Consider the following 20,332-nt stretch of genomic DNA (forward strand, 5'->3'; position numbering starts at 1 on the left):
CCTAGTCGTGCAGCTCGAAGACCGCTTCGATTTCCACGGTGATGTTGTTTGGCAGCGAGCCTACGCCGAATGCGGAGCGGGCGTGAATGCCGTTTTCTCCAAAAATGTCGGCGAACAGGGTGGAAGCGCCATCGATGACATGCGGGTGCCGCTCGAAATCCGGCGTCGCGTTGACGAGCCCCAGAAGCTTGATGACGCCGCTGATGCGCTCAAGCCCGCCCAGATGGTCGCGCAGCGTGGCGAGAATGTTGAGCGCCACGAGTTGCGCATGTTCGCGGGCCGTGTCTGCGTCCACGTCTGCACCCACCTTGCCGCGCAGCAATGTGCCGTCCGGCAGAACGGGGCCCTGGCCGGAAACATAGGCAAGGCGACCTGTCTGGCGCACATTGCAGAATGCGCCGATGGGCGAGGGAGCGGCAGGCGGCAGCTCGATGCCGAGCGCTGCGAGCCGTGCGGAAGCGGGTTCTTTGAGATCAGGCTGGGGCATAGAGTTCTTCTGTTCGCTTGCAAAAGGAATGGTGGTCGGGCCCCGTTTCAACGGGAGCGGGAACGCCTTCGGCGCAGATGTCGGCTGCATGCGGACACCGTGTGCGGAAGACGCAGCCCGATGGCGGATCGAGCGGGCTTGGAATGTCGCCGCGAAGAATGGTGCGGCTGTGATCGCGCGCCGGGTCGGGCACGGGGATCGCTGAAAGAAGCGCGCGTGTATAGGGGTGGCGGGGATCGCTGTAGAGTGGCCGCGAGGGGCCTTTCTCCACCAGCCGCCCGAGATACATGACGATGATCTGGTCGCAGAGATACTCCACCACCGAAAGATCGTGCGCGATGAAGAGCATGGTGAGGTTGCGACGCTCGCGCAGGTCGAGCAGCAGGTTCAGCACCTGCGCCTGAATGGAGACGTCGAGCGCCGAGACGCTTTCATCCGCGACGATGAACTCCGGCTCCAGCGCAAGGGCGCGGGCAATGCCGATGCGCTGGCGCTGGCCGCCGGAAAATTCATGCGGAAACTTGTTCATGTGATCGGCCTGAAGGCCGACCTCTTCCAGAAGTGCGGCAGCCTTGTCGCGCCGTGAGGCGCGGTTGCCGATGCCGTGGGCGCGCAGGCCCTCGGTGATGATGTCGGCAACGCGCAGGCGTGGATTGAGCGAGGAAACCGGGTCCTGATAGATGATCTGCATGCGCCGGCGCGCATCGCGCAGCTCAGAGGCGCTCAGCGTGTTCAGATCCTGCCCGTCGAAAATGGTCTGGCCTTCGGTCGGTTCGACAAGGCGAAGCAGCGTGCGGCCAAGCGTGGTCTTGCCGGAGCCGCTTTCGCCCACCAGACCGGTGATGGAACCGCGCGGTATGTCGAAGCTCGCATCGCTCACCGCATGGATGGTGCCGCGCGGCGTGACGAAACGCTTGGACAGATTGCGGATCTGCAGAAGCGGTTCAGACATGGGTCACCTCCCGTCCGGCGTGGAAACAGGCAACACGGTGGTTGGGCGCAAAATCGCTGAGCGAAACCGGTTTGCGACAGGCTTCATCCGCCAGCCCGCAGCGCGGTGCGAAGGCGCAGCCCTCCGGCATGGCGTGGAGCGGGGGAACCGTGCCGGGAATGGGCACAAGGCGCTCGCCCTCCGGCCTGCCGGGCATCGGGATCGAGTTCAGCAGACCGCGCGTGTAAGGGTGGCTTGGCCGCGCGAACAGTTCGGCAGCACCGGCCTGCTCGACGATTGCGCCGGCATACATGACCGCCACATCGTCGGCCATTTCCGCCACCACGCCCATGTCGTGGGTGATGAACAGGATCGACATGCCGAGTTCTTTTTGCAGGCGGCGCATCAGGTCGAGGATCTGCGCCTGAATGGTCACGTCGAGCGCCGTGGTCGGCTCGTCGGCGATCAAGAGGGCGGGATTGCAGACCATGGCGAGCGCGATCATCACGCGCTGGCGCATGCCGCCGGAAAGCTCGTGCGGATAATTGTCGATGCGGGATGCGGCGGCGGGGATTTCCACCAGCTCCAGCATTTCCAGAACCCGCTGGCGGCGTTGCCGGGCGTCGAGATCGGTGTGCAGGAGCAGCATCTCGCCAATCTGGTCGCCGATGGTGAACAGCGGATTGAGCGAAGACATGGGCTCCTGAAAGATCATGGCGATCTCCGCGCCGCGTCGGGCGCGCATCTCGCTCTTCGATGCTTTCGTGAGGTCCGAGACGCTGCCGTCCACCGCGCGATAGTGGATCGTGCCACCCGTCACCGCGCCATTGGGCGGCAGAAGCCCCATGATGGCGAGCGAGGAGACGGACTTGCCCGAGCCGCTTTCGCCCACCAGCGCCAGTGTGCGGCCCGGGTGCAGCGTGAAGCTGACATCACGCAGCGCCGTCACCGAAGAGCGGCGTGCGCGGAAGGCGACCCGCAGATTGCGGACGTCGAGAACGGGTTCGTTCATCCGCTCCTCCTCGCGGCCGGCATGGCCGATGCGCCGATCACCGTGAGGCGCGGCTCGAACAGTTGTTCGAGTTTCAGATGCCCGCCGAGACTGTCGACGGCATCGATGTTCGCGGCATCCACATCGAAGATCGTGAAATCGGCTTTCTGGCCCGGTGTCGCGCCGCCCGATGCGCCAAGGCCCAGAACGGAGCGGGGCCGTTCGGTCACGCCGGCGATGACGTCTTCGAAGGAAAGGCCCACCGCCAGCAGTTTCGACATGGTCGTGGCGAGGTCGTAAACCGGCCCGTTCACATTGCGCAGATGCAGATCGGTGGAGATCGACCAGGGTTTCAGCCCGTTGGCGATGGCTTCGCGCGCGGTATCGAAGCTGAACGAGGCGACGCCATGGCCGATATCCATGCGCACGCCGTTCCCGGCCAGTTGCTGCGCCTGCGCGAACAGCGCCTTCGTATCGCGGATCGAGCCGGCCTTCTTGCCGTTGAAGCAATGGGTGACGATGTCGCCGGGGGTGAGAATGTCGAACACTTCGTCGATCAGCGGCGGCGGTTCACCGATATGAACCATGAGGGGCAGATCGAGAATTTCCGCGACCCGCTTGGCGATCTTTGCAGGCGTGATGCCCCATGCGCCGGAAATGACGCCGCTTGCCCGCACCTTGATGCCGCAGATGACATCGCGGTTCGCCTCGGCGACGGCCAGCGTGCGGTCCACATCGATGGAGCGCAGATCGATCAGCTCCGGCACGCGGTTGCAGGCGACAAGCCCGATGGAGCCGATGTTGAGGAAGGCGCGAACCGTCTCCTGCTGCTGTTCGATCACATATTCGCGCAGGCCATGAAATGCAGCTTCGCCGGATGAGCCAGCATCTGCCATGGCGGTAACGCCGGTCCTGCGGCCCGCATCGGAAGCGCGCACCGAAATATCCGTGCCGCCGTGCCAGACATGCACATGCAGATCGCACCAGCCGGGCGAAAGATATGCGCCCTTGCAGTCGATGGTTTCCGCGCCGGCGATCTGCGCGCCGGCCACAAGCCCGTCATCGCCGACGAAGATTTCAGCCGGTGCGTTGTCGAGGCCGACAGGGCGGAAATTGGTAAGCCTGAGCGCCATGTCTCAAAGATCCTTGCTCAAACGGGGGTCGAGCGCGTCGCGCAGTCCATCGCCGATCAATTGCAGGGAGAGCACTGCGATGGAGATCGCGATGCCGGGGAAGAAGATCAGGAATGCGGCCTGATCGATATATTGCCGGCCCTCATTGATCATCGTGCCCCAGCTTGGCGTTGACGGATCGATGCCGACGCCGAGGAAGGAGAGCCCGGCCTCCGCCAGCATGGCGTAGGCGAAGATGAAGGTTGCCTGCACGATGATGGGCGACAGGATGTTGCGCAGCACATGGGTGGTCATGATGAAGAAGGTGGAGGAGCCGAGCGAGACCGCCGCCTCCACATAGGGCAGTTCGCGGATCACCAGCGTTGAGGCGCGCACGATGCGTGCAATACGCGGTGCGTAGACGATGGAGAGCGCGATCACCACATTGACGATGGAACCGCCGAGGATCGAGACCAGTGCGATGGCCAGAAGAATGTCCGGGAAGGCCATCATCGCATCGACAAGGCGCGACATTGGAGCGTCCAGCCGGCGGAAGAAGCCGGCCATCAGGCCGATCACGATGCCGATGGCCGAAGAAACAGCGGCAACGCCAAGCCCGATGGAGAGCGACACGCGGCCCGCATAGAGAAGACGTGAGAACACATCGCGGCCGAATGCGTCGGCGCCCAGAAGATAATCCGCGCCGGGCGCGGTGAGGCGTGCGCGCACCGACATTTTCGCCGGATCTGCGGGCGCGATGAGCGGGGCGAAGACGCACAGAAGGACCAGCACGACGAAGATGACGAGTGCGATGAGAACGGCGCGCCTTGAGAAGAGGGCGGTGAAGAATTTTGGTTGATCTGCGACAGCGGATGCAGCGGCCATGATGCCTTCTCCCTAGAGCGCCGTGCGTCCATTCGGACGCACAAAGGACGCTCTAACCTGTTGAATCTACGCATTGCGCTTTCCGGAAATCGATTCCGATTTCCGGGCCGATGCGCTAGTACCGAACACGCTTGTCGACGGTCAGATAGAGCAGGTCCNACGCATTGCGCTTTCCGGAAATCGATTCCGATTTCCGGGCCGATGCGCTAGTACCGAACACGCTTGTCGACGGTCAGATAGAGCAGGTCCGTGACAAGGTTGATGAGCACATAGAGCGACGCGACGACGATGAGCGCGCCCTGAATGACGGGGTAGTCGCGGCGCAGGACCGCGCTGACCACCAGGTTTCCCATGCCGGGAATGTTGAACACGCGCTCGGTGACCACCGCGCCGGAAACCAGAAGCGCGAAGGTGAGGCCGATGACCGTGATGATGGGAATGGCCGCATTCTTCAGCGCGTGGCGCAGCACGACGCGCGGTTCGCCCATGCCCTTGGAGCGGGCGGTGCGGATATAGTCCTCGCCCAGAATGTCGAGCATGGACGCGCGGGTGAAGCGCAGGATGAGCGCGGAATTGACGATGCCGAGCACGATGGAGGGCAGGATCAGATAGCCCATCCGCTCGATGAAGCTGGCGTCCGGCCCGCCATAGCCCGATGCGGGAAAGAGACCGAGATCGGTGGCCAGATAGCGCTGGAACATGAGGCCGGTCCAGAAGCTGGGAATGGAGGCGGCGAGCATGGCCGTGCTGATGGCGCTCTGGTCGAGAAACGAGCCCCGCCGATAGGCCGCGTAGATGCCGATGGGTGTTGCGATGACCAGCGCGAATACGAGAGAGAAAAGCGCGAGGAAGATGGTGGGCTCTGCCCGCGCCGCCAGCACCTGCGTGACCGGCTGGCGGAAGAACAGCGAGGTGCCGAGGTCGCCCTGGGCCGCGTTCACGACGAAGGTGAAATATTGCACCACGATCGGGCGGTCGAGGCCGAGTTCGGTGCGCAGCGCGGCTGTTTCTTCAGGCGTTGCCTCCGGCCCCAGCATCAGGGCGGCGGGATCACCCGGCGCAAGACGAACGATCAGGAAGGCAATCGTCAGTACGAGAAAGATGACGATGAACATTCCCAGGATGCGCTTGAGGATATAGCGCGTCATACGCGTTCTCCGAACTCAGATCGAAAAAGGGGCCGCCGGGAGCGAAGCGGCCCCTGAAGAGTGGCCGTTACTGGACCTGTGCGTTCCAGAAGAAGGGCCACGGAGAAGCCGGCACACCTTCAAGACCCTTGCGGGTGCCCTGAAGCGCGTTGAATGCGCCGATCTTGATGAAGCCTACATCCTCGAAGACCTGCTTCTGCAGTTCGGCGAAGAGCTCCTTGCGCTTTGCAATGTCGGTCTCGCTGGTGAACGCGTCGAGGATCTTGTCCTTCTCCGGGTTCGACCAGCCAAGGCGGGACGACTTGTCATAGAGCGAGGTGAGCGCCGGCTCGGGCAGGAAGGGCGAATGGGTGATGTAGATGTCCCATACGGCCGGATCGTCGCGGCGCTGGCCGAGCGTTGCCCAGTCGACCACGTCCATCTGAACTTTGAAGCCTGCCGATTCCAGCGCCATCTTGGCCACTTCGGCCATCTTGAAATGGAACTCATACTGGCGCGAGGTGAGGATGCGCAGCGGGGTGCCGTCATAGCCGGCTTCCTTGAGCAGCTCACCGGCCCTGGCCTGGTCGTTCTGGTTGAACAGTTCGGCGCCTGCTTCCGTGCGCCATGCCCAGCCTTCCGGGTAGAGCGGCCCGTCGGTGATGAAGAAATTGTCGTCGCCAAAGGCGGCAAACAGCATGTCATCGATGGGCAGCGCCGCCTGAACAGCCAGACGGATGTTCTTGTCCGTCAGGAGGCCATCCTTGTGATTGACGGCGAAGATCGGCCAGCCGAACGGCTTGAGAAGCAGCGGGTCGGCCGTTTCGTTCTCTTCAAGGCGCTTGTAGCTTTCAGCCGGCAGGCCGTCGGCGAAGTCGAACTGGCCGGACAGAAGGCCTTCGACGCGGGTGTTCGGATCGGGAACCGGAATGAAGCGGATTTCATCGGCCAGCTGTGCGCGCTTGCCGGCAGCGCCGTCCGGCGCTTCGTCGCGCGAGGCGTAATCTTCAAAGCGCACGAGCTGGAGATGCTGGTCCGGCATGTGCTCGGCGATCTTGTAGGGGCCGGTGCCAACCACGGTTTCAATCGTGTCGGCGATGATCTCTTCCGGATAGACCGCGGCGGCGGAATTGGAGAAGGCCAGCAGCGACAGGAGGGGCGAATAGGGCTCCTTCATCGTGATGGTGACTTCGTAATCGCCGGTCGCTTCGACCGAGGCCACCTTGTCGGCCACGCCCTTGCCGCGTGTGGCCACTTTCAGCCAGCGGTCGAGAGACGCCACGACGTCCTTTGCATCCATGCTGGAGCCGTCATGGAAGGTGACGCCTTCGCGGATGCCGATCTTGTAGGTGAGGCCGTCATCGCTGATTTCCGGCAGCCCGGTCGCCAGAAGCGGCGCAATGTTCCAGCCGCCATCGAACGTATAGAGCGTCTCGACGAAATGCTGGGTGACGATGGAGACCACGTCCTTGGTCGACATCATCGGGTCGAACGTGTCGGCCTCACCGATGATCGCGACGTCCAGCGTCTTGCCCTCGGCAAATGCCGGGCCTGCTGAAAGCGAGAGCGCGCTTCCGGCCAGAAGGGCGGCCAGAGGGGCGCTCAGAAGGGATGATTTTCCGGTGAACTTCCCAGTGATCTTCAATGCCATTTTCTCCTCCATTATTATGTATTATATTTTACAATAACGGTATATGCGTGCTAAACATCCGTCAAGTCTGCGTGCGCCCTCTGCCCGTTGGGTGCGGGTGCGTGCTAAGGCGGCTGAATGGAAACGGCAGCGGGAGCGTCAGATGAGCGGTGAAGCGAGAAAGCGGGTTGGGGCCATCGACCGGACGCTTCAGATTCTGGACATTCTGACCGAACGCCAGCAGCCGATGAGCACCTATGATCTGGCGCGCTCCACCGGTGCGCCGGCCTCGACCATCTACAAAATTGTCGATGAGCTTCTGGAGCGCTCCATGCTGTCGCGCAGCGGGGAGAATTCCGTGTGGCTCGGCCCGCGGCTGATGCGCTACGGCCTCACCTATCGTTCACGCATGGATGTGTTCAAGGAAGCCAAGCGCGAGATGGAAGCTTTGGCGGAAGAGCTGGGCGAAACCATTCAGATCTGCGCGCGCGACGATGACATGATGACGGTGATCGGCATGTCGCGCGGTGAGGATCACTTCAATGTCGCGTCCGATGTGGGCACGCGTGTGCCGCTTAACTGGACGGCGTCGGGCCGTTTGCTGCTGGGCCATCTCGAGGAGGCCGAGCGCGTGCGCATCTTCAGTGAAATCGCGCGGCCCTCCACCACCGGGCGCGCCGAGACCGATGCGGTTCTGCTTGCCGAACAGGCCGGGCGCGAATTCAGCGAGCGGCTCGCAGTCCAGATGAGCGCATCGGAATATGCCGTCGCCTGCATTGCCGCGCCGATCTGTGATGAGACGGGGGCCTGTGTGGCGACAATCTCCATCGTGCTGCCGGAGACCAAGGCGCGCGCCGAAACGCAGCGCCTGTCCGACGCCGTGCGCCAGTCGGCCCGCAACATCGAGACGGCCCTGGGGCGGCGCGCCGGCTAGGCTGAGCGGTCGAATAATCGTTTCCCAGCAAAATTGATTGTTGATTGCCGCAGCAGCGTCTGACGAGCCGCGCAATTATCCGCTAATCACCCGTTGAACTGTTAGCCGGGTCGCGCGTTTTCGCGCTTCCCCGGGCTTGTTGTGACGTGGGCTGAAATTTTCTCGATGGCCGGTCCGGGGCGTCGGGAGACGGAGCAGAAAACGACTTGTATCAATAATTAGAATTCCCCCTCCAGTCTCTGGTGCGCGTCGCTCTTCTATGCGTGTTGCAGAAATTAGTCGGCGTCATGTAATGCTCGATGAATATTCTGGTGTGTCTGTTTCTGTTGTGGCGGTCTACTTTTAATGTGCTGAATTCTTTTGAGAATTTTTCTCTCTTGTCATGACCTCCCAAAACGCTTTGGAAAATCCTGTGATGATCCGCGTCGCATTCACGACAGGCGCTGCCTTCCCGGCGTCGCTGGACAAGGTGTCTAAATTTTGAGAATATGCGTTGAAACGTCGCATTTTTATGCGTCTAATCGGTTCAGTTACCTCTGAAAGGTCTCAGATTGATAACAACCTCTGGTCTGACGAAGAGCTTCGATCTTGATGGTGGAAGCATCCTCGCCCTGGCGCCTCTCGATCACCGGATTGAAAAGGGTGCATTTGTCTCCATCGTCGGGCCGTCCGGCTGTGGCAAGTCCACTTTCCTTCGTCTGATCGCGGGGCTGGAAGACGCTTCCGGCGGCACGATCGAACTCGATACGGGTTCGGCCAAACGCCCGGTCGGTTTCGTGTTTCAGGACGCCGTTCTGCTGCCGTGGAAGACCGTTCGCGACAACATCCGCTTTCCGCTCGACACCGCCGGTGTGCGCCGCGACGAGGGCAACCGGATCGTCAGTGAACTGATCGAACTGGTGGGGCTCTCCGGCTTTGAGGACGCGCTGCCCAAACAGCTTTCCGGCGGCATGCGCCAGCGTGCGGCCATTGCCCGGGCGTTGTCCGACGATCCGCCGATCCTTCTGATGGACGAGCCGTTCTCCGCCGTGGACCTTCTGACCCGAGAAACGCTGAACGACGAATTGCTGCGCATCTGGCAGCGCACGGGCAAGACCATTCTTCTGGTCACGCACAGCGTTGAAGAGGCGGCTTATCTCGGCAGCGAGGTCATGGTCATGTCGCCGCGTCCCGGTCGACTGAAGAAGACCTACACGGTGGATCTGCCGCATCCGCGCGGCGAAGCCACCAAGCTTGATCCCGCTTATCATCAGCTGGTCGCGGAGCTGCGCCAGGACATGCGGGAAACGGAATGATGAGCCGCTTTCGTCCCGTTTTCGAATATGGTGTGGCGCTGGCGCTGCTGACCGTGGCCTGGTGGTACGCCAGCGGGCCGATGGGCATTCCCAAATATCTCCTGCCGTCGCCGCAAAGCACGGTTTCGACGCTCTGGGATTCGCTTGTGAGCGGCGAACTGTGGCCGCATCTCTGGTTCACCGTGCGCAACATTCTTCTGGGGCTCGGCATTGGCAGCGTGGCAGGCATCGCCGTCGCCTACCTGCTCTACAAGATGCCCCGGCTTTCGACCTTTCTGGATGGCCCTCTGGTCGTCTTCCAGACCGCGCCGAAGATTGCGCTTGCGCCGCTGTTCGTCGTCTGGTTCGGCCTTGGCCTCACGGCCAAGATCGTGCTCATCGTCTCGCTGGTTTTCTTCCCGGTTCTGATGGGCGCGCTTGCCGGCTTCCGCAGCATCGACAGCCGCATGCACGACCTTGCGAAGCTCTTGAAGCTGAACCCGTTCTCCCTGTTCTGGCGCATCGATCTGATGGCGGCGCTTCCGGGCATCTTCGTCGGTCTCAAGATCGGCGCGGTGCAGGCGCTCGTCGGCGCGATCCTTGCCGAGTGGATCTCCGGCAGCGACGGCCTCGGCTATCTGATGACCTTCGCCTCCGCCACCTACAAGACGCCGCTGCTGTTCGGCGCGGTGCTTCTGACTTCGCTTTTGGGCATCGCCCTTCACGGGCTTCTCGGTGTGATCGAGGGGCGTCTCTTGTCATGGAAGGTGCAGGATGGCCGATAGTTCAAAACCCACCGCGCGGCTGCCGTTTTCCGGCGGTCGCCCGCCGCATCTTCCCTGTGGGCCGGGCGATGTGGCCGAAGATGTTCTGGTGCCAGGTGATCCCGACCGTGTTGCGCTGCTGCGCGACATGCTCACCGATGTGCAGGATTTCGGCCGCAAGCGCGAGTTTGCGCTTGTAACGGGAACGTTTGAAGGCCGGCGTCTGACCATCTGTTCCAGCGGCATTGGCGGTCCGTCGACCGAGATCGCCATGGTTGAGCTCGCCATGCTGGGCGCAAAGCGTCTCATCCGCATCGGCGGGTGCTCCGCGCTGGTGCCGGAAATTCCAACGGGCGATTACATCGTGCCGCACACGGCGACCGGCCTGACCGGCGTTGCAGCGCTCTATGCCGAACACGGTTACACGCCGGAGGCCGATCCCGCACTCGCGTCTGCGCTGGAAGAAAGTGCTGCGGCGCTGGGGCTTGGCGCGCACCGGGGCATGATCGCCTCGACCGACAGTTATTACCTCGGGCAGGACCGGCCGCTCAGGCTTGATGCGGTCGACAGCCCGGACGCTGGATATCTGGACCGTTTCCTTGCCGAGGGGGCCATCGGAGTGGAAATGGAATCGCAGGTGATCCTGGCCGTTGGCCGGGCTCTTGGCCTCAGGGCGGCCTGCCTCTTGGGTGTGCACGGCAATCGCGCCACCGACAATTGGCTTGTCGATTATGAAAACACGCAGCGAAACCTGCTCCGCATTGCGGGCCGGGCTCTCGCGCATGATGCGTCCCAATAGGAGAGAACAATGAATGTGATGCTGAAAACCGGCGTAGCCACGCTTGCCCTTATTGCTTCGGGTGTTGCTGCACTTGCTGCCGACAAGGTGGTCATGCAGATCGACGGCGCTGCAGTGCCTTTCTATTCGCCGCTTTATGCCGGTGTTGAAAACGGCTTCTTCGCCGATCAGGACATCGAGGTTGAATTCATCTATGCCGGCGCGTCCGACATCCTGACCAACATTGCCGCCGGCAATGTGGATTTCGGCTTCCCGAACGGCGACGCCGTTGTGGCGGCTGCGGCCAACGGCCTGCCGGTGAAAGTGGTTCATACCACCTACCAGCGCGGCATTGGCGCATTGCTGGCAAAGGCTGAAACCGGCATCGAAACCTATGCAGATCTGAAGGGCAAGACGGTCGCCGTCACCTCGCTCGGCTCGCCCAACTACCTGCAGCTTCAGGTCGGCCTCCAGGATGCGGGCCTCTCGCTCGACGACATCAAGCTTGAAGTCGTTTCCACGGGTGCAATCGTTCAGGCGCTGCAGAGCGACCAGGTCGACGCCATCGTGTTCTCCGAGCTGCGCAAGTACAATCTGGAAGGCGCCGGCGTCGATGTCACGATGATCCTGTCCAACGATTTCCTGCCGTCCTTCGGCAATGTCGTTGTCACCTCCAGCCGTCTGCTCGAGGAAAATCCGGATCTCGTGAAGCGCTTCACCAATGCAGTCACCGCATCCTATGAGTGGGTGATCGACGGTCACGTGGACGATGCTCTCGAAATTTCCTTCGAGAAGTACACGCCGACCTGGGCCGACCAGAAGGAGCTTCTCTCCACGGCATTCAAGAACAGCTTCGTCGCTTCCGTCTGGCAGAGCGACCTGACCAGGGAAAAGGGCCTCGGCGCTGCCGATCTCGACGCCTGGCAGGCCAATGCCGACATTCTGGCGAAGTATGAAGTCGTCGACGAAGCGCCGAAGGCTGCCGACTTCGTGGTCGATCCTTCCTCGATCGGCGAATAAGCCATGCTGAAGCGCGGGATCGCGGGCCTGGTTCTCATCGTCGCCCTCTGGGGCGGCGGTGTGTTCCTCTTCAATGTGCCCGATTATCTGTTGCCAAGCCCGGCAGCCGTCATGGAGCGGATGGTGTTTCTCTACAAGAACGCCAATCTTCTGGGGCATGTCTATGTGACATTGATCGAGATCTTCTGGGGCTTCCTGCTCGGCGCTCTGGCCGGTGTCGCGGCCGCATTGCTGTTTGCCCGCTTTCCCGTTGCCGAGCGGATGTCCACGCCGCTCATTCTGCTTCTGCAGACCGCGCCCAAGATCGCCATCGCGCCATTGCTTTTGCTCTGGCTCGGTCTTGGGCCGGCTCCCAAAGTGGTGCTGATCGCCATCGTCACCTTCTTCCCGGTGATGACGGGCATGCTTTCGGGCCTGCGCTTCGTCAACAAATCCTATCTGGATCTGGCGCGCGTGCTGAAGCTCTCGCCCCTGCAGCGCTTCCTGCATATCGAACTGCCTTCGGCGCTGCCGACGCTCTTTGCCGGCGCGACAGTGGCGACCACGCTTGCCATGACGGCTGCCGTGATCGGCGAGCTGATGGGCGCCAATGAGGGCGTGGGCTACCTCCTTTCTTCTGGACAGGAGAACGCCGACACGGCCACAGTGATCGGCATGGTGCTGCTCCTCTCCCTCATGGGCTGGAGCTTTTATGAAATATTCGAAGCGTTGCGGCGTCGCATGGAGGCGCGCTTCGCGGAAGGGTGACGAATGTCTGTGAACGGTCGTGTCTTCCTGTGCGTTCTGGATTCGGTGGGCATAGGCGGCGCACCGGATGCCGAGCGGTTCGGCGATGCCGGTTCCAACACGGTTCTGCACATCGCCGAAGCCTGCGCCGCAGGCCGGGCGGAAGAGGGGCGCTCCGGCGCGCTTCATCTGCCCAATCTTTCCGCGCTTGGCCTTGGCGCCGCGCTCGAACTGGCCTGTGGCCAGTCCGCGCCGGGGCTTTCCGCACCCGAGGCCCATGCTTCCTGGGCCGCGCTTCAGGAAGAAAGTGCCGGCAAGGACACCCAGACCGGGCACTGGGAGCTGGCAGGCCTGCCGCTCACCAGGGACTGGCACTATTTCCCACACGAAGTTCCGGCCTTTCCGGAAGAGGCGATGGCGCGGCTGCGGCGCGCAGGCGGGCTGGAACGCACGCTTTTCAATGCGCATGGTTCGGGCTCGGATGTGCTGGAGCGCTTTGGCGCGGAGCACATGGAGACCGGCGCGCCGATCGTCTACACCTCGGCTGACAGCGTGGTGCAGATCGCTGCTCATGAGGAGACATTCGGCCTCGAACGGCTGTTACGTCTGTGTGAGGCGGCAGCCGGGATTTTCCATCCGATGAATGTGGGCCGCATCATCGCGCGGCCCTTCGTCGGGGACGCGGAGAACGGCTTCACCCGCACCGCCAACCGGCGCGATTTCGCCATTCCGCCTCCCGGCGACACGATCTGCGACCGTGTGGTGGCCTCTGGCCGCACCGTGCATGCCGTGGGCAAGATCGGTGATATCTTTGCTGGCAAGGGCATTTCCCGCGTGCTGAAGGGGCCGAACGACGACGCGCTGTTCGACCGGCTTCTGGAGACGGTCGAAAGTGCCGCCGATGGCGATCTTGTCTTTGCCAATTTCGTCGAGTTCGACAGTCATTACGGCCATCGCCGCGATGTGGCGGGATATGCGCGGGCGCTGGAGTGGTTTGATCGCCGTCTCGCCGGGCTTCTGCCGAAACTGCGCCCCGGCGACCTGCTCATGCTGACCGCCGATCACGGCAACGACCCGACCTGGACAGGCACGGACCACACGCGCGAGCGGGTTCCGCTGCTTCTCGCCGGCGATGCGAGGCCATGGCAGGGAAGCGCCGGCGTGCTGCCGTTCACGCAGGCTGCGGCGATTGTCGCCGAGCATCTGCAGATAGATCCGGACAACGGGGACTGACGCGCCGCGCCGGGGCCGTACCTCCAGTCCGCATGCAGGCGGGTCTAGAGTATTGTTTTTACGCAATTCCGGACGGAAAACCGGTCCCCACTTTTCCTGGAATTGCTCTAGAGTATCGGCCCCACAATCGCGAGTGCGTTCTGCTTGAGCCGCTGGAGCATGCTCCAGCCGCGCACCTCCTCAAGCGTGATTGGCCGGCTCTGGGCGAGATACTCCTCCTGCCGCGCGCGCATTGCGGCGGTGGTCTGCGGGTCGTGCAGCAGGATGTTGTTTTCGTAATTCAGGTCGAAGCTGCGCCGGTCCATATTGGCCGAGCCGATCAGCGTCACGTCTCCATCCACGGTCAGCGACTTTGTATGCAGAAGGCCGGGCTTGAACTCATGCACTTTGACGCCCGCTTCCAGCAGGCTTTCATAATGGCTGCGGCAGGTCGCGCCGACGGCAAAATCGTCGTTGCGGGCGGGGAAGATGATGGTGACATCGACGCCGCGATTGCCGGCGGCGCAGATCGCAGCCTGAAGCGCCTGTGTCGGCACATAATAGGGGGTGGTGATGAACACGCTGCGCCTCGCCGAATAAATCAGGCTCTCGAACATTTCGGGCATGGCGGAGGCGCGGAAGGTCGGGCCGGTCGCCACCACCTGCGCGAAGAAGCCGCCTTTCGGCGCTTCCACGGGCTCTTTCAGAATATCGGTGATGTCGTCGCCGCCATTGCCCATCCAGTCGCTGGCGAAGAGGTGCTGGTTCTGGCGCACCACTGGCCCGGTGAAGCGCATGACGGCATCGAACCATGGCGCGAATTTCGCCTTGGGCAGAAATGCGGGATCGGCGCAGTTCTGGCTGCCGCAATAGGTGATGGCGTTGTCGATGACGAGCACCTTGCGGTGATTGCGCAGATCGATGCGGCCATCGAGAATGCGCAGGAAGGGATTGCCCACGGGCAGGGCGGTGCGCGTGTGCACGCCGGCCTCCGAGAGCTTGCGCCAGAGCGGCGCCTTCACCAGGGCGCGTGAGCCGATGTCGTCGACCATGGCGCGGCAGGTGACGCCGCGGGCGGCGGCGCGCATCAGCGCATCGGCGATCTTGTTGCCATTGCCGTCATCCAGCCAGATGTAGAAGACGAGGTGCACGTGATCGCGGGCCGCGTCGATATCGGCCACCATCGAATCAATCGCGGCATCCGAATCCTTCATCAGCTTTGCATGGTTGCCGCTGACCGGCTCATAGCCGGAGATGGAGCGCCCGACCCGGAACAGGGCTTCGTCCCATGCTGAAAGCGGTGTCCGGGCTTCTGCGTTCTGCGTCGGGGGGCGCGGCAGGTCGTTGAAGGCGCTGGTCAGCCTCTTGATGCGCTTGCGGCCAACGCTGGTCTGACCGAGCAGCAGATAGGCGAGGGCTCCGAGATACGGAAGCGTCATGACCACGACGAGCCACGCCATGCGCGATTCCGGCTGTCTGTTGCGGCGCAGCAGGATGTGGAGCGTCGCAGTGGTGACGATGGTGATATGGATAAGGACAGCCAGCATTCTCGAAACCTTCAGCTAAATCACGGTCAGCATGGCATAAGCCGGCTGCCGGACAAGCGTCGGGTTGCATGAATTCGCGCTGGCTGCAAGGCGTCTGGCCGTCTGCCGTGCGGGCGCTTGGCCAGTGCCGGTTTCACAGAGGAATTTTCGGGAGCGCGATTTTCCTGATCCGGAAAACACAAAAGCCGCGGATGACCGCGGCTTTTTGAGTTTCGGAAACTGGAGCGGGCGATGAGATTCGAACTCACGACCCCAACCTTGGCAAGGTTGTGCTCTACCCCTGAGCTACGCCCGCTCGCTTCGTCGCTTCCGACGATGGGCTTATAGTCTGATCCCGCTCGCAGATGCAACAGGAAATCGACAGTGATGTTGCGTTTTTTTAAAAACGCCTTCGCAGGCGCAAAAAAGTCGGCGGTGGAGGAACCTTCAATGTCGCTCAAGGGCTTGCATTTGCTGGCTTTCAGCGGCTAGTTCGCTCTGAAGACGCCGTTGTTGAAAAGGGGTGAAACCGTGCCGAAAACTCCCGAAAACCTGCTCGAATATCTCGAAACGCTGGGAATCGACGCGAAAACCCATCGGCACCCGCCGCTTTTCACCGTTGCAGATTCCCAGTCGCTGCGCGGGGAGATTGAGGGCGGGCACACGAAGAACCTCTTTCTGAAAGACAAGAAGGATAATTTCTTTCTTGTGACCGTCGACGAGGATGCGCAGGTCGATCTGAAGACGATTCATCACAAGATCGGCGCTGCCAGCCGCGTTTCCTTCGGCAAGCCTGACAGGCTGATGGAATTTCTCGGCGTGGAGCCGGGCTCGGTGACGGTTTTTGGCGTGATCAATGATGAAGAGCACAGCGTAAAGGTGGTGCTCGACGCGGATTTGATGGAAAATGATCTCATCAACGCGCACCCGCTCACCAATGAGGCGACCACATCCATCCGGCGTGACGACCTGATGCGCTTTCTGGAAGCGGTCGCACATGAGCCGCTCGTCTTGAAAGTGACCGAGTGATCGCCACATTTGGAGCGACGAAACGATTTCTATCGGCCGGCCGGGCGCTGCACGAACAGCGAGCCGGACCGCAAGCAGGAAGAGGCTTTTATGAACAACGGTGACAATCCTTACGGGAAGTCCGGCGGTTATGGCGCAGCCGGTGGGGACTACACCACCAATGTGGATTTCGGCGGCGGCGCAGCGCCCGCATCCGCTCCCGAGCCGGCTTCGCAGACCTTCACGCTGTCGGATGAGCCCCAGCTCGCAGCGGCCGATCTGATCAAGGACACGACGACGGCCGCTTTCACGGCTGACGTGATCCAGGAATCGCGCAATCAGCCGGTTCTGGTGGATTTCTGGGCGCCCTGGTGCGGCCCCTGCAAGCAGCTCACCCCGATCATCGAAAATGCGGTGCGCGCGGCGGGCGGCAAGGTCAAGCTGGTGAAGATGAACATCGACGAGCACCCGGCCGTTGCCGGCCAGCTCGGCGTGCAGTCCATTCCCGCCGTCTTTGCCTTCAAGGATGGGCAGCCGGTTGACGGGTTCATGGGCGCATTGCCTGAAAGCCAGGTGAAAGCGTTCATCGACAAGCTCACCGCCGGCGCGGGCAATGACGAGATCGCCGGCGCGCTTGAGGCCGCCAAAGAGGCTGTCGCCAATGGCGACCAGCAGATGGCGGCACAGATCTATTCCGCGATCCTTCAGCGTGAGCCGGAGAATGTGGACGCCATTGGCGGTCTTGCCGATCTGCTTTTCGAAGCGGGTCAGACTGAGCAGGCGGCACAGGTGCTTGCGCAGGTTCCTGAAAAGCAGAAAGATGCAGCGCCCATCGCCGCCGTGCAGGCCAAGATGGCGCTTGCCGAGCAGGTGGCCGATCTGGGCGACGCAGCCGCTCTGGAGCAGCGGCTTGCCGCCGACCCGAACGACCATCAGGCCCGCTTCGACCTGGCGCTTCTGCAGAATGCGAAGGACGACCGGGCGGCGGCGGCGGAAAGCCTGCTGGCCATCGTGCGGGCGGATCGCGAGTGGCAGGAAGACGGCGCGCGCGCCCAGCTTCTCAAATTCTTCGAGGCCTGGGGCGCAACCGATCCGGCAACGCTTTCGGCGCGGCGCAAGCTGTCGTCGCTTCTGTTCTCATAAGCTGCCCGATTATTTGCCTATTGGCGAGGCTGCTCCAGATATCGGGTAAACATCGGGAGACGTCGTGTGAAGGCAGGTAATTTTTCGTATCGCAGCGGCCGCGATATCGACAGTGTGATCCCCGTGTTTCCATTGTCGGCGGCCCTGCTTCTGCCGGGTGGACGATTACCGCTCAACATTTTCGAGCCGCGCTACCTGGCCATGACGGACCATGCGCTGTCCGGTGGGCGGCTCATCGGCATGGTGCAGCCGCGCCTTGATGGCGCGACGCGGCCCGATGGCGAACCGGCTCTCTGCGATGTGGGGTGTGTCGGGCGGCTGGGTTCCGTTTCCGAGACGGGAGACGGGCGCTATCTGATCACCCTGATCGGCATTTGCCGGTTCCGGCTGCTTGAGGAACTGAGCGTCAAGACGCCGTTCCGCCAGTGCCGCATCCTGCCCTTCGAAAGCGATCTGCATGACGATCCGGAAGAGCCGGAGGTGGACCGTGCGGCGCTGTTGCGGGCGTTTCGCGCCTATCTGGAGGCCAATGATCTCGAGGCCGACTGGGACAGTGTTCATCAGGCCGAGGATGCGAGCCTCGTCAACGCCCTGTCGATGATGGTGCCTTATGGTCCGGCGGAAAAGCAGGCGCTTCTGGAAGCGCCTGATCTGAAGACGCGGGCCGACACGCTGATCGCCATTACGGAGATTGTTCTGGCACAGGGTGAGGGCGACGCCACGCACCGGCTTCAGTGACGGGTTCTCGAGGGAAAAGACGATGAATGATGAGAAACAGGGCGGTCAGGCGGTCTCTGCGGTCGCGCCGATGGATGGCAAGCTTCTTGAGCTTCTGGTCTGTCCGCTGACCAAGGGCCCGCTGCGCTGGGACCGGGAGAATGGCGAACTGGTCTCGAAGAGCGCCAAGCTCGCCTATCCCGTGCGTGACGGTATTCCGATCATGCTGCCTTCCGAGGCGCGGCCCCTCGATTAGAACATCCGCCCTAATAGGTCCTGACCCTAGAGCGGTAAAATGCTCTGAGGCCGCGCCCGGAGTTTTCTACTCGCGGAAGCTCTCGCGCGGCGTCGCCGCCTGCCGGCTGCGCGCGGCGCGCAGCGTGGGCAGGGCCAGCATCAGCAGCACGAATGCGCCGGTTGCAAGCTTCAGGTCGGGTGGAGGCATGCCTGCCGCCAGACACAGCGAGACGAGCTGGTAGTAGACCATCGCGCCGGCGAAGGGCGCGAGGAGCTGCCGCCACACGGTCGCCTTGCCGACGATTGCCTCGCCGATCATCAGCGCCGCAAGGCCGTTGATGAGGATGCCGAGGCCCATGTTCACATCGGCGAAGCCCTGCGACTGCACCATCAGCGCGCCGCTGAAGGCCGAGAACGCGCCGGCAAGGCCGATGCCGCCAATGGTTGCCGCCCAGACATTGATGCCCTGTGCTTCCGCCATCACCGGGTTTGCGCCCACGGCGCGCACTGCCGTGCCCTTCTCCGTCGTGAAGAAGAAGTTGAGCGCCAGGAAGATCACCAGCGTGATGAGGCCGACGGCGATGATCTTGGCGAGCGGGAAGCCCGGCTGTACGAACGGCACCCAGTCGAAGATGGTTTCCGTGCCGAACACCGAGAGGTTCGAGCGCCCCATGATGCGCAGGTTCACGCTGTAGAGCATGGTCATCACCAGGATGCCGGCCAGTAGCGTGTGGATGCGGAAGCGCAGATGGATGAAGGCGGTGCAGCAGCCGGCGATGAAGCCGGTGAGCAGAGCCAGTCCGATGGCCGTGAGCGGGCCGAGGCCGGACGCAAGCGCCAGGCCGCAGACGCAGCCGCCCAGCGGAAATGCGCCCTCGCTGGTGAGATCCGGAAAGCTCAGCATGCGGAAGGGGATCATGATGCCGGCGACGACGAAGCCGAGGATCAGGCTTTGCGCGAGCGTTACGGGGATGAGTGCGACGAAGCTCGTCAGAGTGGTTTGCAGAAAATCGATCATCGGGGTCAGCTCGCGAGCAACATGCTGTCGGTCTTGATGGCGAAATGGCCGACCAGGTCGGCCACGGTCACATTGGCCTTTTCTTCTCCGCCGATTTCCAGATGCACGCGCCCGGCATTGAGCATGATGACGCGATGGCCGTAATCGACGGCGTGCTGCATGTTGTGCGTCACCATAAGCGTGGTGAGCTTCAGCGCGTCCACCGCGCGCACGGTCGCTTCCATCACGATGTCAGCGGTGCGCGGGTCGAGAGCGGCCGTGTGCTCGTCGAGCAGCAGGAGGTCGGGCGAGCCGCCCACCGCCATGATGAGCGACAGCGACTGGCGCTGGCCGCCGGACAGAAGATCGACGCGTGTTTCGAGGCGCTCTTCAAGGCCGAGGCCCAGAATGGCGAGCCTGTCGCGGTAATCGGCAAGGCGCTTGGCGTTGAGCCCGTGGCGCAGCGTGCGCTTCTTGCTGCGCAGCTCTGCAAGCAGCATGTTTTCCGCCACCGTCATGCTTGCGGCGGTGCCGAGCATGGGGTCCTGAAACACGCGGGCAATGCGGGTTGCGCGCTTGTGCACGGGCAGGGCCGTGATGTCGTCGCCATTGATGAGGATCTGGCCTGAATCAAGCGAGAGCGACCCGGAAATGGCATTGAGCATGCTGCTCTTGCCCGCTCCGTTGGAGCCGATCACGACGCCGAATTCGCCAGTTTTCAGGGTGAGGTCGAGCCCGTTGAGGGCAATCTTTTCGTCGGGTTGTCCCCGGTAGAACACTTTGCGTGCGGCACGAACTTCAAGCACCGGCACCTCCCTTAAAGCTGACGCGGC

The 20,332-nt window shown here is 62.5% G+C and carries 21 protein-coding genes and 1 tRNA gene; 11 read left to right on the forward strand and 11 right to left on the reverse strand.

The genetic code is table 11. The annotated features are described in order from the left end of the window. Nucleotide 1 precedes the first annotated feature (1 nt). The 7 genes from NDI72_RS06675 to NDI72_RS06705 all read right to left on the reverse strand — a co-directional run bounded on the left by NDI72_RS06675 (nt 2) and on the right by NDI72_RS06705 (nt 7,184). The gene (locus tag NDI72_RS06675; protein WP_283799996.1) at nt 2-487 is read right to left on the reverse strand and encodes a RidA family protein; all 486 of its coding nucleotides are present in this window, start codon (nt 485-487) and stop codon (nt 2-4) included. Next, nucleotides 474-1,439, reverse strand: coding sequence for an ABC transporter ATP-binding protein (locus NDI72_RS06680; RefSeq protein ID WP_283799997.1), 966 nt, complete (start codon nt 1,437-1,439; stop codon nt 474-476). The genes NDI72_RS06675 and NDI72_RS06680 overlap by 14 nt, the downstream gene beginning before the upstream one ends. Continuing rightward, on the reverse strand, nt 1,432-2,430 hold the full coding sequence (locus tag NDI72_RS06685) for an ABC transporter ATP-binding protein (protein ID WP_283799999.1): 999 nt from the start codon (nt 2,428-2,430) through the stop codon (nt 1,432-1,434). Before NDI72_RS06685 ends, NDI72_RS06680 begins: the two co-directional genes overlap by 8 nt. After that, the gene (locus tag NDI72_RS06690; protein WP_283800000.1) at nt 2,427-3,542 is read right to left on the reverse strand and encodes an amidohydrolase/deacetylase family metallohydrolase; all 1,116 of its coding nucleotides are present in this window, start codon (nt 3,540-3,542) and stop codon (nt 2,427-2,429) included. The genes NDI72_RS06685 and NDI72_RS06690 overlap by 4 nt, the downstream gene beginning before the upstream one ends. 3 nt (nt 3,543-3,545) lie before the next feature. Beyond that, nucleotides 3,546-4,406: an ABC transporter permease gene (locus NDI72_RS06695; protein WP_206546170.1), complete on the reverse strand. Its 861-nt coding sequence runs from the start codon at nt 4,404-4,406 to the stop codon at nt 3,546-3,548. A 206-nt stretch (nt 4,407-4,612) separates the two neighbouring features. Beyond that, entirely contained in the window at nt 4,613-5,554 is a 942-nt protein-coding gene (locus tag NDI72_RS06700; protein WP_113153187.1) for an ABC transporter permease, read from the reverse strand. A 67-nt stretch (nt 5,555-5,621) separates the two neighbouring features. Next, entirely contained in the window at nt 5,622-7,184 is a 1,563-nt protein-coding gene (locus NDI72_RS06705) for an ABC transporter substrate-binding protein (RefSeq protein WP_283800001.1), read from the reverse strand. A 142-nt stretch (nt 7,185-7,326) separates the two neighbouring features. On the opposite strand from NDI72_RS06705, the gene NDI72_RS06710 reads away from it, so the two are divergent. From NDI72_RS06710 to NDI72_RS06740, 7 genes are all read left to right on the forward strand, one after another. Continuing rightward, complete coding sequence (locus NDI72_RS06710) at nt 7,327-8,097, forward strand: IclR family transcriptional regulator (RefSeq protein ID WP_283800002.1); 771 nt, start codon at nt 7,327-7,329, stop codon at nt 8,095-8,097. A 551-nt stretch (nt 8,098-8,648) separates the two neighbouring features. Next, nucleotides 8,649-9,392 (forward strand): ABC transporter ATP-binding protein, encoded by a 744-nt coding sequence (locus NDI72_RS06715; protein WP_113153184.1) that lies wholly within the window; start codon nt 8,649-8,651, stop codon nt 9,390-9,392. Beyond that, nucleotides 9,392-10,156: an ABC transporter permease gene (locus tag NDI72_RS06720; RefSeq protein WP_224924960.1), complete on the forward strand. Its 765-nt coding sequence runs from the start codon at nt 9,392-9,394 to the stop codon at nt 10,154-10,156. Before NDI72_RS06715 ends, NDI72_RS06720 begins: the two co-directional genes overlap by 1 nt. Next, nucleotides 10,146-10,934: a nucleoside phosphorylase gene (locus NDI72_RS06725; RefSeq protein ID WP_206546173.1), complete on the forward strand. Its 789-nt coding sequence runs from the start codon at nt 10,146-10,148 to the stop codon at nt 10,932-10,934. The genes NDI72_RS06720 and NDI72_RS06725 overlap by 11 nt, the downstream gene beginning before the upstream one ends. 9 nt (nt 10,935-10,943) lie before the next feature. Then, nucleotides 10,944-11,933 (forward strand): ABC transporter substrate-binding protein, encoded by a 990-nt coding sequence (locus NDI72_RS06730; protein WP_113153182.1) that lies wholly within the window; start codon nt 10,944-10,946, stop codon nt 11,931-11,933. 3 nt (nt 11,934-11,936) lie between these two features. Further along, entirely contained in the window at nt 11,937-12,680 is a 744-nt protein-coding gene (locus NDI72_RS06735; RefSeq protein ID WP_113153181.1) for an ABC transporter permease, read from the forward strand. Between the two features lie 3 nt (nt 12,681-12,683). Then, entirely contained in the window at nt 12,684-13,892 is a 1,209-nt protein-coding gene (locus tag NDI72_RS06740) for a phosphopentomutase (RefSeq protein WP_283800003.1), read from the forward strand. Between the two features lie 107 nt (nt 13,893-13,999). Here NDI72_RS06740 and cls read toward each other — a convergent pair whose 3' ends face one another. Continuing rightward, nucleotides 14,000-15,418: a cardiolipin synthase gene (gene cls / locus NDI72_RS06745; protein ID WP_283800004.1), complete on the reverse strand. Its 1,419-nt coding sequence runs from the start codon at nt 15,416-15,418 to the stop codon at nt 14,000-14,002. Between the two features lie 220 nt (nt 15,419-15,638). Further along, a tRNA-Gly gene (locus tag NDI72_RS06750) sits at nt 15,639-15,713 on the reverse strand. A gap of 215 nt (nt 15,714-15,928) precedes the next feature. Between NDI72_RS06750 and NDI72_RS06755 the strand changes: the two genes are divergently transcribed. The 4 genes from NDI72_RS06755 (at nt 15,929) to NDI72_RS06770 (ending at nt 18,521) form a co-directional block, all read left to right on the forward strand. Further along, complete coding sequence (locus NDI72_RS06755; RefSeq protein ID WP_113153178.1) at nt 15,929-16,426, forward strand: prolyl-tRNA synthetase associated domain-containing protein; 498 nt, start codon at nt 15,929-15,931, stop codon at nt 16,424-16,426. Nucleotides 16,427-16,516: 90 nt separating this feature from the next. After that, on the forward strand, nt 16,517-17,548 hold the full coding sequence (gene trxA / locus NDI72_RS06760) for a thioredoxin (RefSeq protein ID WP_206546176.1): 1,032 nt from the start codon (nt 16,517-16,519) through the stop codon (nt 17,546-17,548). A gap of 66 nt (nt 17,549-17,614) precedes the next feature. Then, nucleotides 17,615-18,286: an LON peptidase substrate-binding domain-containing protein gene (locus NDI72_RS06765; RefSeq protein ID WP_206546177.1), complete on the forward strand. Its 672-nt coding sequence runs from the start codon at nt 17,615-17,617 to the stop codon at nt 18,284-18,286. Between the two features lie 22 nt (nt 18,287-18,308). After that, complete coding sequence (locus tag NDI72_RS06770; protein ID WP_246751836.1) at nt 18,309-18,521, forward strand: Trm112 family protein; 213 nt, start codon at nt 18,309-18,311, stop codon at nt 18,519-18,521. A gap of 66 nt (nt 18,522-18,587) precedes the next feature. Here the strand turns inward: NDI72_RS06770 and NDI72_RS06775 are convergent, their stop codons facing one another. Next, complete coding sequence (locus NDI72_RS06775; RefSeq protein ID WP_206546247.1) at nt 18,588-19,517, reverse strand: ABC transporter permease; 930 nt, start codon at nt 19,515-19,517, stop codon at nt 18,588-18,590. Between the two features lie 8 nt (nt 19,518-19,525). Further along, a complete protein-coding gene (locus NDI72_RS06780; protein ID WP_206546178.1) occupies nt 19,526-20,305 on the reverse strand; it encodes an ABC transporter ATP-binding protein in 780 nt (259 codons plus the stop codon). Between the last annotated feature and the right edge of the window lie 27 nt (nt 20,306-20,332).

It is taken from the genome of Nitratireductor sp. GZWM139, assembly GCF_030068685.1.
Lineage (GTDB): Bacteria > Pseudomonadota > Alphaproteobacteria > Rhizobiales > Rhizobiaceae > Nitratireductor > Nitratireductor aquimarinus.

Coding starts and splice junctions, on each gene's coding strand:
- NDI72_RS06725 (WP_206546173.1), top strand. CDS start 10,146: ATGGCCGATAGTTCAAAACCCACCGCGCGGCTGCCGTTTTCCGGCGGT.
- NDI72_RS06730 (WP_113153182.1), top strand. CDS start 10,944: ATGAATGTGATGCTGAAAACCGGCGTAGCCACGCTTGCCCTTATTGCT.
- cls (WP_283800004.1), bottom strand. CDS start 15,418: ATGCTGGCTGTCCTTATCCATATCACCATCGTCACCACTGCGACGCTC.
- NDI72_RS06740 (WP_283800003.1), top strand. CDS start 12,684: ATGTCTGTGAACGGTCGTGTCTTCCTGTGCGTTCTGGATTCGGTGGGC.
- NDI72_RS06710 (WP_283800002.1), top strand. CDS start 7,327: ATGAGCGGTGAAGCGAGAAAGCGGGTTGGGGCCATCGACCGGACGCTT.
- NDI72_RS06700 (WP_113153187.1), bottom strand. CDS start 5,554: ATGACGCGCTATATCCTCAAGCGCATCCTGGGAATGTTCATCGTCATC.
- NDI72_RS06720 (WP_224924960.1), top strand. CDS start 9,392: ATGAGCCGCTTTCGTCCCGTTTTCGAATATGGTGTGGCGCTGGCGCTG.
- NDI72_RS06735 (WP_113153181.1), top strand. CDS start 11,937: ATGCTGAAGCGCGGGATCGCGGGCCTGGTTCTCATCGTCGCCCTCTGG.
- NDI72_RS06770 (WP_246751836.1), top strand. CDS start 18,309: ATGAATGATGAGAAACAGGGCGGTCAGGCGGTCTCTGCGGTCGCGCCG.
- NDI72_RS06680 (WP_283799997.1), bottom strand. CDS start 1,439: ATGTCTGAACCGCTTCTGCAGATCCGCAATCTGTCCAAGCGTTTCGTC.
- NDI72_RS06690 (WP_283800000.1), bottom strand. CDS start 3,542: ATGGCGCTCAGGCTTACCAATTTCCGCCCTGTCGGCCTCGACAACGCA.
- NDI72_RS06675 (WP_283799996.1), bottom strand. CDS start 487: ATGCCCCAGCCTGATCTCAAAGAACCCGCTTCCGCACGGCTCGCAGCG.
- NDI72_RS06695 (WP_206546170.1), bottom strand. CDS start 4,406: ATGGCCGCTGCATCCGCTGTCGCAGATCAACCAAAATTCTTCACCGCC.
- NDI72_RS06705 (WP_283800001.1), bottom strand. CDS start 7,184: ATGGCATTGAAGATCACTGGGAAGTTCACCGGAAAATCATCCCTTCTG.
- trxA (WP_206546176.1), top strand. CDS start 16,517: ATGAACAACGGTGACAATCCTTACGGGAAGTCCGGCGGTTATGGCGCA.
- NDI72_RS06685 (WP_283799999.1), bottom strand. CDS start 2,430: ATGAACGAACCCGTTCTCGACGTCCGCAATCTGCGGGTCGCCTTCCGC.